The 12981-nt window shown below is 57.3% G+C and carries 5 protein-coding genes, 2 tRNA genes, 3 rRNA genes and 1 pseudogene; 5 read left to right on the forward strand and 6 right to left on the reverse strand.

Annotated features, from left to right (window positions below):
- Positions 1 to 274 precede the first annotated feature (274 nt).
- The 5 genes and pseudogenes from ACVWZP_RS19945 to ACVWZP_RS19965 all read left to right on the forward strand — a co-directional run bounded on the left by ACVWZP_RS19945 (position 275) and on the right by ACVWZP_RS19965 (position 6898).
- Positions 275 to 973 (forward strand): GntR family transcriptional regulator, encoded by a 699-nt coding sequence (locus ACVWZP_RS19945; RefSeq protein ID WP_046385134.1) that lies wholly within the window; start codon positions 275 to 277, stop codon positions 971 to 973.
- Positions 974 to 1352: 379 nt separating this feature from the next.
- On the forward strand, positions 1353 to 2111 hold the full coding sequence (locus ACVWZP_RS19950; RefSeq protein ID WP_288074620.1) for a DUF3050 domain-containing protein: 759 nt from the start codon (positions 1353 to 1355) through the stop codon (positions 2109 to 2111).
- The gene (locus ACVWZP_RS19955; protein WP_457370086.1) at positions 2108 to 3055 is read left to right on the forward strand and encodes a diiron oxygenase; all 948 of its coding nucleotides are present in this window, start codon (positions 2108 to 2110) and stop codon (positions 3053 to 3055) included. Before ACVWZP_RS19950 ends, ACVWZP_RS19955 begins: the two co-directional genes overlap by 4 nt.
- Positions 3052 to 6420: pseudogene (locus tag ACVWZP_RS19960) on the forward strand (amino acid adenylation domain-containing protein). The gene ACVWZP_RS19955 and the pseudogene ACVWZP_RS19960 overlap by 4 nt, the downstream one beginning before the upstream one ends.
- Before the next feature lie 19 nt (positions 6421 to 6439).
- Positions 6440 to 6898: an SRPBCC family protein gene (locus tag ACVWZP_RS19965; RefSeq protein WP_457370087.1), complete on the forward strand. Its 459-nt coding sequence runs from the start codon at positions 6440 to 6442 to the stop codon at positions 6896 to 6898.
- A gap of 39 nt (positions 6899 to 6937) precedes the next feature.
- On the opposite strand, the gene ACVWZP_RS19970 is transcribed toward ACVWZP_RS19965, so the two are convergent.
- The 6 genes from ACVWZP_RS19970 to ACVWZP_RS19995 form a co-directional block, all read right to left on the reverse strand.
- The gene (locus ACVWZP_RS19970) at positions 6938 to 8818 is read right to left on the reverse strand and encodes a methyl-accepting chemotaxis protein (protein WP_079442568.1); all 1881 of its coding nucleotides are present in this window, start codon (positions 8816 to 8818) and stop codon (positions 6938 to 6940) included.
- 346 nt (positions 8819 to 9164) lie between these two features.
- A 5S ribosomal RNA gene (gene rrf, locus ACVWZP_RS19975) occupies positions 9165 to 9280 on the reverse strand.
- A gap of 109 nt (positions 9281 to 9389) precedes the next feature.
- A 5S ribosomal RNA gene (rrf, locus tag ACVWZP_RS19980) occupies positions 9390 to 9505 on the reverse strand.
- Between the two features lie 156 nt (positions 9506 to 9661).
- Positions 9662 to 12552, reverse strand: a 23S ribosomal RNA gene (locus ACVWZP_RS19985).
- 247 nt (positions 12553 to 12799) lie between these two features.
- Positions 12800 to 12875, reverse strand: a tRNA-Ala gene (locus ACVWZP_RS19990).
- 27 nt (positions 12876 to 12902) lie between these two features.
- A tRNA-Ile gene (locus tag ACVWZP_RS19995) sits at positions 12903 to 12979 on the reverse strand.
- Positions 12980 to 12981: the final 2 nt, after the last annotated feature.

Raw genomic sequence — 12981 nt, forward strand, 5'->3', positions numbered from 1 at the left:
ATACCGTTAGAGAATATGCATAGACAGGAATGCACCGACGAAACCCTGCGCTGGGCGGCGGGAATGGCACAAACGATGGCGGTGAAGTGTTCAATGCAGGGCAATCCGACACCACCGTGTAAGACACCGCAAAAGCTCGATGTGGGCACCCAGAGTGGCGTGTTTAGCCGCTTACAAGCCGAAAACCTTGCTCGTTTGACAAGCCTGTAGGCAATCTCTAGTGTGCATTGGATCCAATAAGCCATTGCCATTCTATGAGGAGGCTAGCGTAGCCGTGACGCAAAAGCCGAGCCCTTTGAGCAGTATCAAGGTCAGCGGGCCTATTCCCGCCCATCTTGCTCGTTCCGTAATCGAAGAAACCTTGCGCAACGCCATCCTCGATGGCCGATTGCCTTGTGGTACCGCCATGCGCCAGCAGGAGCTGGCCAGCCTGTTCGGCGTCAGTCGCATGCCCGTGCGTGAAGCCCTTCGGCAGCTGGAAGCCCAGTCGTTGCTGCACGTCGTGACGCACAAGGGGGCGGTGGTTGCACCGCTGATCGAAGACAATTCGGCCGAGACCTACGCCCTGCGCATGCTGCTGGAGTCCGAAGCGCTGCGCTTGTCGATTCCGTTGCTCAGCGCAGACGACATTGCCCAGGCCGATGCCTTCATCACGGCGCTGGAACAAGAGAAAGACTATACCGAGATCGGCCGGCTCAACCGCCTGTTCCACATGGCGCTGTATGGCAAGGCCCCCAACCGGCGGCTACTCACGCTAGTCGAACACGGTTTGAATGAAGAGGAGCGCTTCCTGCGTTTCAACCTTGAGGCGATGGGGCTCGGCGAGACGTCCCAGGAAGATCACCGCGAACTGCTGAGCCTGGTGGCGCAGAAGAAGGTCGACGAAAGTATCCTGACGTTGCGCAATCACTTGATGCGAGGCATGGAGGTCATCAGCACTTACCTCAAGGGCCTTGAGGCGACCGGCACCTGAACTTTTCCAGCCTGCTTCACCGATCAAGCATTGCGGGGCGACCTTCGCTGTTGGCAGAACCTGCATCAAGACGCCCCGGTTAAAACTATTCGACTGCGTAATGCCTGCTAATGCTCGAGAAACTTCCCACGTTTAATAATATAACTTACCCACAACCGGAATCTTTTCGAAAAAACATCTAATACATTTATAAGCTCGCCCAAACGTTTAATCGGCTTATTATCTTTCTTCAATAAACCAAGCACCTCAACAGCCTGCACGAACCCTTGTTTGGGCAGCGCTGCGCGCGCTGCTTGGCTAAACGTTATCTGTCCGCTTTTGGGCTGCAAAAGCCCAGCACTGTTTTCAGAGCAGTCGCAACAACTTATAGGCATCAACTATGTATCAAGGTTTACTTAAACAAAAAAAACTGCAGTTATGCAGCCATCCGTTATTTGAAGAAATAACTTCACTTGGCAAGTTACAAATCTTTATGGAAAACCATGTATTTGCCGTTTGGGACTTCATGAGCCTCACCAAACGCCTGCAACGGGACCTGACCTGTACGCAATTGCCCTGGCTCCCGCCGACCGACCCGCAAGCCGCCCGCCTGATCAACGAAATCGTGCTGGGCGAGGAGTCGGACGAACACCCCCGGCGCGGTCATTGCAGCCACTTCGAGCTGTACCGCGAAGCCATGCTCGAAGTGGGCGCCAGTACCCACGCCATCGATACGTTCATCACGCTGCAACGTCGGGGCGTCGAGGCCAATGCCGCCCTGGGCCAGGTCGATGTGCTGCCCGGCGTGGCCCACTTCGTCGCCAGCACGTTGCACATCGCGTTGAATGCGCCCACCCATTGTGTGGCCGCCGCCTTCCTGCACGGCCGCGAAAGCATTATCCCGAGCATGTTCGAACGGCTGTTGCAGGGCAGTGAGATCATCAGAAGCCAGGCGCCAACCTTGGGCGAGTACCTCAACCGCCACATCGAACTGGACACCCAAGACCACGAGCCAGGGGCGCAGAGGATGCTCCAGGGCCTTACCGACAACGCACCCGAGCGCCAGCAACAGGCGGCTGAAACCGCGGTCAACGCCGTGGAAAACCGCATCAAGCTCTGGGACGACGTACACACCTTGCTGCAACAGGTGCGCCCATGAACATCAGCGCCTACCGCTCCATCGCCGAAGACTGGGAACGCCGCGCCACCATCCGCACACGCCCTCGCCGCCTGCTGGAAAACGACGACAAACTGATCTACCCGCTGTGCCGCCAACCTCTGGTGCTCAGCGCGACCTTTCTTGAACATTGCCCGCAGTGGCGCGACTTCGTGCTGTTGCAAAGCTTCTACAAATTCATCAATGACGTGGTGATTTTCGAAACCGAGATTGTCGACAGGACCGCGCGCAACATCGCCAAGAACCGTTTCGCCCTGCCCTTCCCCCTGGTGTGTCGCTATGACGCGATGACCGTCGTGGTGGACGAGGACTATCACGCCCTGGTCGCGCTGGACTTCCTGCAACAGACCGTGAAGATGACCGGTATATCACCGCTGGATCTGCCCGGGCAGATCGAACTGAGCCGCGCCCTGACGGCGGCGCAGGCGCAGGCCCCGACGCACCTGCGCGATGCGGTGGAATTGATTGCCGTGGCCATTGCCGAAAACACCGTAACCCATGACGTAGCGGCGTTTTCCAGGGACGACAGCGTCAAGGCCTCCATCCGTGGCTTGATGGCCGATCACCTGTTCGACGAAGGGCGCCATGGGCAGTTCTGGACACGCCTGGTGCGCCTCTATTGGCAGGCGGCAAGCCCGGCTGACCGCGATAGCATTGCGCCGGTCTTGCCCATCTTTCTGGCGCATTACCTGACCAACGAGCTGCAAAAATCCTTCGACCTGCAGCTGATCGATCAGTTGGACGTCAGCGCTGACGTTCGCCATGCGCTGCGGGCCGACATGGCGGCACTGGAGTTCCCCATCACCCGCCACCACCCGCTGATCGGCAACATCATGGGCTTTCTGCAACACAGCGGTTTGCTGCAGACACCGAGTGTGGCCCAGGCATTGGCCGACTATCTGCCGGTGGCCGGGAGAGCGGCATGAGGCGCCTGACAATTGGATGGTTGGGTATCAGCCGTGCCCTGGATGCGGTGAGGGTGGAGCTGGAACAGTATGGTCATCTGTCGGGGCATGACGCTGCCGACCTGGTGATCGAGGACGGTAGCGAGTCACTGCCCGCGCACCTGGCCGCCGCTCCACGCATCAGCCTGCGCCTGGGCGTCGGCCCGCTGACGGAGCATGGGTTGCCGCGGCTACAGTTACGCGCTTATGCCGCCGGCCAATGCTTGCTGGCCGTGCTGGACCTTGCCGACGCGCCCAGCGGCAATGGCCAGCGACTGCGCCTGCAAGCGACAAGCGCGCTGGTGGAATGGGTCGCCGTGCTGGTCAGCGGCTTCGCCCGCGACCCGGAGTATTGCCCCGCCGCGGCCGGCACCAATGCCTGGCCCGAACACAGCTTGCAAAAGCTGGAGGCACTGGCGTTCGTGCATCGGTTCAATCACACCGCCGATGTGCAATTGCTGCAGGCAGCGCAGGTGCCGATGATCGAACGACTGCAAGCCAGCCTGCTCACCTTCGCCGCACGACCGGCGCTGAACATTGCCGGCCGTGTGCTGACCTACCGACAATTGCACGCTCAAGCACGGGCGATCCAGCAACGCCTCGGCCCACTGCTGGAAGGCCTCGAGGTACCACCGGTGGTCGGGGTGTGCCTGGAAAAAACAACGGCGTTGTATGCCAGCATTCTTGCGGTGCTGGGCTGCGGCGCGGTTTATCTGCCGCTGGCACCGGATCATCCGGCGCAACGCCAACAGGCCATGCTGGACAGCGCGGGAGCCAGGCTGTTGCTGGATGATGGCGGCCACCCACTGCGCGAGCACTTCGTTTCATTGGATGTCAGTGCCCTCGATCAGCACGACACGTCACCGTTGCTGCAGCATCGCCCCTCCCCCGATGCACCGTGCATGGTGCTCTTCACCTCGGGCACTACCGGCCGCCCCAAAGGCGTGTTGCTGAGCCAGAGCAACCTGGCCCATTTCACCGCCTGGTTCGGCGGTTGCATGGGGCTGGACGAGCAGAGTCGAGTACTGCAGTTCGCTTCGTTGAGCTTCGACGCCTCGCTGATGGATATCTTCCCCAGCCTGATTGCCGGCGCCGAGTTAATTGTTCCAAGCGAGGCGCAACGACGCGACCCGCAGCAGTTGGTAGAACTGATCCGCCAGCAGCAGATCACCCATGCCTTCCTGCCGCCGGCGCTGCTGAGCATCCTGCCGCTGGACCAACCGCTGGGCCTGACGCACCTGCTGACCGGCGGCGATGCCTGTGAACCCTATGTGATCGAACGACTGGCCGGCCAATGCCAGTTGCACAACCTCTATGGCCCCACCGAAGCCACGGTGCTGGTCACCCATCGCACGTTGCGGCCCGGGGACAGCAATCGCAACGCCGGCCGTCCCATCGCCAACAGCCAGGTGCTGATACTCGATGAGCATTTGCAGCCAGTGGACGAACAGGTGATGGGCGAGCTGTACATCGTCGGGCCGGGCGTGAGCCTGGGGTACTTGAACGCAACACAACTGCACGACGACCCTTTTGTCGAACTGGTACTGCCGGGAGGACAACCCGTGTGCGCCTACCGCAGCGGCGATTACGCAAAGTGGACCGGCGACGGCATCGAGCTGGGCGGGCGTCGGGACGAGCAAGTGAAGATTCGGGGGTTTCGAGTCGAACCCCAGGAGATCGAACAGTGCCTGCGTGCCAGCCGCCTGTTCCGCCAGGTGGCGGTGGTGATCGACGGTGATCGCAGGATTCGCGGTGTGGTCGCCCAGCCGGAACCGGGTGCCACGATGGACGACCTCAAGCAGCATGCACGGCAGTGGCTGCCTGATTACATGCAACCCGAGCGGTGGATCGAACTCGCCGGCCTGCCTTACGCGAGCAACGGTAAAGTCGATCGCCAGGCCTTGTTGCAACTGCCGGTGCAGCGCCCTTCGAATCACACCGTAAAGGCCGCGCAAACGCCGCTACAGGTTGAGCTGTTGGGGCTGTGGCATGAGTTGTTGCAGCTTCCCACGGGCACGTTGTCCATCGATGACAGCTTCTTTAACGTCGGCGGCCACTCCATTTTGCTGTCGAGCCTGCTGCTGCGGGTTCGCGAACAATTTGGTCGCAGCCTGCCCCTGAACAGCTTTTTTGAAATGCCGACCATTCGCACGCTCGCGGCACTGCTGGAGGACGGCCCGCGCGCTGCCGCACCCGTCGGCCAGGCGGTTCAAGACGCGCAGCGGGAACCGGCTTTTGAGGTGCTGCCCGAGGACCGCGCCGGTGATCGTCGCAAAGTGATCGTGACGGGGGCCAACAGTTTTATCGGGGTCCACATTGTCGAAGCCTTGCTGGCCGGCGGTGCGACCGAAGTGGCATGCCTGGTGCGGGAACTGCCGAACCAGCCGGCAACGGTACGGTTCACCCAGGCGTTGCAGGAGTACCGCCTGGAACATCTGGACCGGAGCCGGGTGCAGGTGTACGCCGCCGATGTCAGCCAGCCTGGCCTGGGCCTGGCCGCCGAGGTGTACGAGCGCCTCGCCAGGGACTTTGGCGTGCTGGTGCATAACGCGGCGCAGGTCAACCATGTGATGGACTACGCGTCGCTGGTGAAAGACAACGTCGACCCGGTACTGGAATGCGTGCGTCTGTGTGAAACCCACAGCAAAAAGGTCTTCAACTTCATCTCGACACTCTCGGCATGCAGCGCCATCGACGCCGCGGGACAGGTCCTCGAGTCGCCTGCTGCGGCGACACCGCCGATCTACATCAAGAATGGTTACAACCTGTCCAAATGGGTGGCCGAGCGGCTATCGGCGCGCGCGCTGGAGCAAGGTGCCTGGGTGAATATCTATCGTCCGGGCAATATCAGTTTCAACAGCCAAAGCGGTGTTTGCCAACCACAGAAAAATCGCCTGATGCTGATGCTCAAGGGCTCGCTGCAGTTGGGCCTGGTTCCGCGGTTAGCGGTGAACTTCGACCTGATGCCGGTGGACTTTTTTGCACGCTTCATCGCGTTCCACTGCGCTCGTTTCGCAACCGGGCGCAGCGTGTACAACCTGCATAACCCACAACCCCTGAGCTGGGAGCAGTACCTCGATGCATTCAGCGACGCCGGCTACACATTCGAGCGGGTCAGTGTCGCGCAGTAGCAACGGCAACTGCGAACGGTGGGCCGCGAAAATGCGCTGTTTGGCGTGCTGGGTTTTTACCTGGACGGGTTGGGTGAAGACATCGGCGATACGTCGATGATCCGTCACGACAACGCACGCCGGGGCGTGGAAGAAATGGGTAAGCCGTACCCCGAGAAAAGCCCCGCGCTGTTAGGCAAAGGCTGCGACTACCTCAAGGCCATCGGCTTTCTCTGAACCGCCTCAGGACAACCTCATGAAACCGTTGCAACCCGATACATTGATCCGCAACCCCCGGGGCACACCAGTGGTGGCCTCTGTCGTAGTCACCTGCGAGGCCCCCAGGCTGTGGGGCTTGGTGGGGGACTTTGCAGGCTTTGATGCGTTCATTCCCGCCTTGTCGCACATCGAAATGACCGGCACCGGCGTAGGCGCTTTACGCACGAAGTATTTCCACGATGGCCATTGTGCGGTGGAGCAGCTCAACAGCCGTGACGAAGAGGCCATGTTCATGACCTGGACCACGGTCTACAACACCTTGGGCGTGGCCCGCTTGTGGGCGGCAATGCGTGTGGAGCCACTTGGCTGCGGATGCTCCAGAGCGACCTGGACGCTCATCGGCGAACCGGTCGACACCGCGCAGGAAGGGTTCGAACACTTTATGCAGAACTTCGCCGACGGCGCCCTGGAAAATGTCCGACAAATGCTCGGCTAAGCAGTAGGAGCGAGAGGCCTCGCTCCTATGCCGCTGAGGTCAGATCTTGAAACTGTCGACCAGTTGTTTCAAGCGGCTGGCCTGTTGAGACAACGCGTCACAGTCCTTCAATGTTTCATTGAGGTTGGCCACGCCTTGCTGGTTCAGCAGGTTGATCTGGTTGATGTCGACATTGAGGGTTTCCACCACCGCGGTCTGCTCCTCGGTGGCAGCGGCGACCGACTGGTTCATGCCGTCGATTTCAACAATCCGCTGCGTCACGCTGATCAGGCGCTCACCGGCCTGGTTGGCGACTTCGACGCTCTCTTCGCTGGAGGTCTGGCTCGCGTTCATGGTGGTCACCGCTTCACGCGAACCCACTTGCAGCGAAGTAATCATTTTGTGGATTTCCTCCGCCGACTCCTGGGTACGGTGAGCCAGGTTGCGCACCTCATCGGCGACCACGGCAAACCCGCGACCCGCTTCCCCGGCACGGGCGGCCTCGATCGCGGCGTTGAGCGCGAGCAGGTTGGTCTGCTGGGAGATGCCTTTGATCACATCGAGAATGTGGCCGATGTTATCGGTGCTGGCGTTCAAGGTTTCGATCTGGGTGCAGGACAGGCTGATCTTTTGCGACAGTTCCGACATCGCCAGGATGGTTTTCTCCACCACTTTGCGCCCATCGTCAGCCTGCTCGCTGGCACCACTGGCGTGCTGGGAAGCGTCAGCGGCGTTACGCGCGATTTCCTGGGTCGCGGCGCCCAGTTCGTTGATTGCCGCCGCTACGCTGTTGGTGCGCGCGCTCTGCTCGTCAGAACCGACGATCGAAGCGTTGGACGACGCCATTACGCGCTGGGACAAGTCATGCACCTGGCGTGTTGCCGAGGACACCTCGGAAATCGAGGCGTGGATACGCTCGACGAACTGGTTGAAGGCACTGCCTACCTCGCCAAACTCATCTTTGCTGGTCACGTCCAGGCGGCGGGTCAGGTCACCCTCACCCTGGGCGATGTCCTGCATGGCAACGCCCATGGTGGTCAATGGCCGCAGCAGTACTTGGATCAGCAAGCTCAAGAGCACCGCAATCGCCACCACGGCAATCAGCATGGCAATCAGCGCGGAGGTGCGGAATTTACCCAGGGGTGCGTAGGCTTTGTCTTTATCAATCGACAAGCCGATGTACCAGTCCGCACCTGGCAAGCCGGCGATAGGGGTGAAGGACAGAATGCGATCCTGACCGTTGAGGACAACATCCTGGTTAAGCTTCTCGATGCGGACGCTGGTGCCTGGGTAGATGTCCTTGAGGTTCTTCATCACCTGGCCCTGATCGGGGCTGACGATGACCTGACCGTCGCCGCTGACCAGGAACGCATGGCCGATGCCGCCGAAGTCTACCGAGTTGATGATCTTCACCAGCGTTTGCAGGCTCAGGTCACCACCGACCACGCCCAGCAACTCGCCGTTCTTTTTCACCGGCATGGCGATGGTCACGATCTGCCCACCCACGGCTGCCATGTAAGGCGGGGTCAGCATCGGTTTGTCAGCCGCCACGGCTTGCTTGTACCAAGGACGCTGGCGCGGGTCATAGCCATCGGGCATTTTTGCGTCGGGGCGTTGGGTGAACACGCCGTTGGTTTGGCCGACATAAGTGAACTGGAAGTTCGAGGTGAGTGCGGGCTGATCAACCAAGCCTGGAAGATCTGCAGCACTGCCCTGGTGAGCCATGTTTTGTGCCAGGTTTTCGAGTATCAGCACACGGCCACTGAGCCAGTTCTGCACACTGCTGGCGGTGAGTTCTCCGGATTGCTGGATGGACGACTCCAGGTTCTGTTTGATGGTGCTGCGCTGTAAGTAATCGTTGTACAACGTGAATAACGCGAAGGCCAAGACCACGACGCCTGACGCGGCCAACAGAATTTTATGACTGAACTTTAGATTCATTTCATCGACTTCTTTTGCCAAATGGGGGGAGCGTGCTGGGTGGAACATTCCATGTAACGCCTGGGCAGACGCTTGATCTGCTCCAAATCGGTGCACGCATGGCTCGTCAGGCTTTCGGCCAAATGAAGTGGAATCTTAAGGTTTTGTCAGAAAGATCCTCTTTTTGAGTGGGAAACAGACCGGCGGTACAAGCAAGGCGTCCGAAACTGCAAAGTCTTGCAGTTTTCCAGGACGGATGAGCATCGATCAGATGCAGGGAGTCAGCTGAGCGGATGTGCGACCGAAGCAGACCTCTTAAACGACAAAACCCCTGTCTGCGCAAGCAGACAGGGGTTTCGGAATTTAATCTTGACGATGACCTACTCTCACATGGGGAAACCCCACACTACCATCGGCGATGCATCGTTTCACTGCTGAGTTCGGGATGGGATCAGGTGGTTCCAATGCTCTATGGTCGTCAAGAAATTCTGTGTACCAGACCGTTGCCTTGGCAACGCTCCAGTGAAATTCGTGGACTTCTACTAAAACAAAACCCCTGTCTGCGTAAGCAAACAGGGGTTCTGGAATTTAATCTTGACGATGACCTACTCTCACATGGGGAAACCCCACACTACCATCGGCGATGCATCGTTTCACTGCTGAGTTCGGGATGGGATCAGGTGGTTCCAATGCTCTATGGTCGTCAAGAAATTCGGGTACTGAGTCGTGGCCAGCTGGCCTCGCTTCAGCAAATTGGGTATGTGATAGCTTTCGGTGTTTTGTAAGAGTCGAACTTTCGGTTCGTTTCGTCTTCACACACCGCAATCTGGTCTCTTTCGAGTTCGCAAATTGCTTGGGTGTTATATGGTCAAGCCTCACGGGCAATTAGTATTGGTTAGCTCAACGCCTCACAGCGCTTACACACCCAACCTATCAACGTCGTAGTCTTCGACGGCCCTTCAGGGGACTCAAGGTCCCAGTGAGATCTCATCTTGAGGCTAGTTTCCCGCTTAGATGCTTTCAGCGGTTATCTATTCCGAACATAGCTACCCGGCAATGCCACTGGCGTGACAACCGGAACACCAGAGGTTCGTCCACTCCGGTCCTCTCGTACTAGGAGCAGCCCCTCTCAAATCTCAAACGTCCACGGCAGATAGGGACCGAACTGTCTCACGACGTTCTAAACCCAGCTCGCGTACCACTTTAAATGGCGAACAGCCATACCCTTGGGACCGGCTTCAGCCCCAGGATGTGATGAGCCGACATCGAGGTGCCAAACACCGCCGTCGATATGAACTCTTGGGCGGTATCAGCCTGTTATCCCCGGAGTACCTTTTATCCGTTGAGCGATGGCCCTTCCATACAGAACCACCGGATCACTAAGACCTACTTTCGTACCTGCTCGACGTGTCTGTCTCGCAGTCAAGCGCGCTTTTGCCTTTATACTCTACGACCGATTTCCGACCGGTCTGAGCGCACCTTCGTACTCCTCCGTTACTCTTTAGGAGGAGACCGCCCCAGTCAAACTACCCACCATACACTGTCCTCGATCCGGATAACGGACCTGAGTTAGAACCTCAAAGTTGCCAGGGTGGTATTTCAAGGTTGGCTCCACGCGAACTGGCGTCCACGCTTCAAAGCCTCCCACCTATCCTACACAAGCAAATTCAAAGTCCAGTGCAAAGCTATAGTAAAGGTTCACGGGGTCTTTCCGTCTAGCCGCGGATACACTGCATCTTCACAGCGATTTCAATTTCACTGAGTCTCGGGTGGAGACAGCGCCGCCATCGTTACGCCATTCGTGCAGGTCGGAACTTACCCGACAAGGAATTTCGCTACCTTAGGACCGTTATAGTTACGGCCGCCGTTTACCGGGGCTTCGATCAAGAGCTTCGCGTTAGCTAACCCCATCAATTAACCTTCCGGCACCGGGCAGGCGTCACACCCTATACGTCCACTTTCGTGTTTGCAGAGTGCTGTGTTTTTAATAAACAGTCGCAGCGGCCTGGTATCTTCGACCGGCATGAGCTTACGGAGCAAGTCCTTCACCCTCACCGGCGCACCTTCTCCCGAAGTTACGGTGCCATTTTGCCTAGTTCCTTCACCCGAGTTCTCTCAAGCGCCTTGGTATTCTCTACCCAACCACCTGTGTCGGTTTGGGGTACGGTTCCTGGTTACCTGAAGCTTAGAAGCTTTTCTTGGAAGCATGGCATCAACCACTTCGTCATCTAAAAGATGACTCGTCATCAGCTCTCGGCCTTAGAATCCCGGATTTACCTAAGATTCCAGCCTACCACCTTAAACTTGGACAACCAACGCCAAGCTGGCCTAGCCTTCTCCGTCCCTCCATCGCAATAACCAGAAGTACAGGAATATTAACCTGTTTTCCATCGACTACGCTTTTCAGCCTCGCCTTAGGGACCGACTAACCCTGCGTCGATTAACGTTGCGCAGGAAACCTTGGTCTTTCGGCGTGGGTGTTTTTCACACCCATTATCGTTACTCATGTCAGCATTCGCACTTCTGATACCTCCAGCAAGCTTCTCAACTCACCTTCACAGGCTTACAGAACGCTCCTCTACCGCATCACTTACGTGATACCCGTAGCTTCGGTGTATGGTTTGAGCCCCGTTACATCTTCCGCGCAGGCCGACTCGACTAGTGAGCTATTACGCTTTCTTTAAAGGGTGGCTGCTTCTAAGCCAACCTCCTAGCTGTCTAAGCCTTCCCACATCGTTTCCCACTTAACCATAACTTTGGGACCTTAGCTGACGGTCTGGGTTGTTTCCCTTTTCACGACGGACGTTAGCACCCGCCGTGTGTCTCCCATGCTCGGCACTTGTAGGTATTCGGAGTTTGCATCGGTTTGGTAAGTCGGGATGACCCCCTAGCCGAAACAGTGCTCTACCCCCTACAGTGATACATGAGGCGCTACCTAAATAGCTTTCGAGGAGAACCAGCTATCTCCGAGCTTGATTAGCCTTTCACTCCGATCCACAGGTCATCCGCTAACTTTTCAACGGTAGTCGGTTCGGTCCTCCAGTTAGTGTTACCCAACCTTCAACCTGCCCATGGATAGATCGCCCGGTTTCGGGTCTATTCCCAGCGACTAGACGCCCTATTAAGACTCGCTTTCGCTACGCCTCCCCTATTCGGTTAAGCTCGCCACTGAAAATAAGTCGCTGACCCATTATACAAAAGGTACGCAGTCACCTAACAAGTAGGCTCCCACTGCTTGTACGCATACGGTTTCAGGATCTATTTCACTCCCCTCTCCGGGGTTCTTTTCGCCTTTCCCTCACGGTACTAGTTCACTATCGGTCAGTCAGTAGTATTTAGCCTTGGAGGATGGTCCCCCCATATTCAGACAAAGTTTCTCGTGCTCCGTCCTACTCGATTTCATGACTAAGAGATTTTCGCGTACAGGGCTATCACCCACTATGGCCGCACTTTCCAGAGCGTTCCGCTAATCTCAAAGCCACTTAAGGGCTAGTCCCCGTTCGCTCGCCACTACTAAGGGAATCTCGGTTGATTTCTTTTCCTCAGGGTACTTAGATGTTTCAGTTCCCCTGGTTCGCCCCTTACACCTATGTATTCAGTGTAAGGTAACCATCTTATGATGGCTGGGTTCCCCCATTCAGACATCTCCGGATCAAAGTCTGTTTGCCGACTCCCCGAAGCTTTTCGCAGGCTACCACGTCTTTCATCGCCTCTGACTGCCAAGGCATCCACCGTATGCGCTTCTTCACTTGACCATATAACCCCAAGCAATCTGGTTATACTGTGAAGACGACATTCGCCGAAAATTCGAATTTCTCAATTAAGAGAACTCACAAATTTTACCTTAGCCTGATCCGTTACCAGTGAAAGTAACGTTCAGTCTATCTTTCTATCACATACCCAAATTTTTAAAGAACGATCTAATCAAAGACTAGAAATCAACATTCACCATCATCACGATGGAATGCTCATTTCTAAGCTTTCAACTTCTAGAAGCAGTAGTGGTGGAGCCAAACGGGATCGAACCGTTGACCTCCTGCGTGCAAGGCAGGCGCTCTCCCAGCTGAGCTATGGCCCCGTATTTCTACAGGTTCCCACACAAAATTGGTGGGTCTGGGCAGATTCGAACTGCCGACCTCACCCTTATCAGGGGTGCGCTCTAACCAACTGAGCTACAGACCCAA

The organism is Pseudomonas sp. TE36184 (assembly GCF_054060055.1).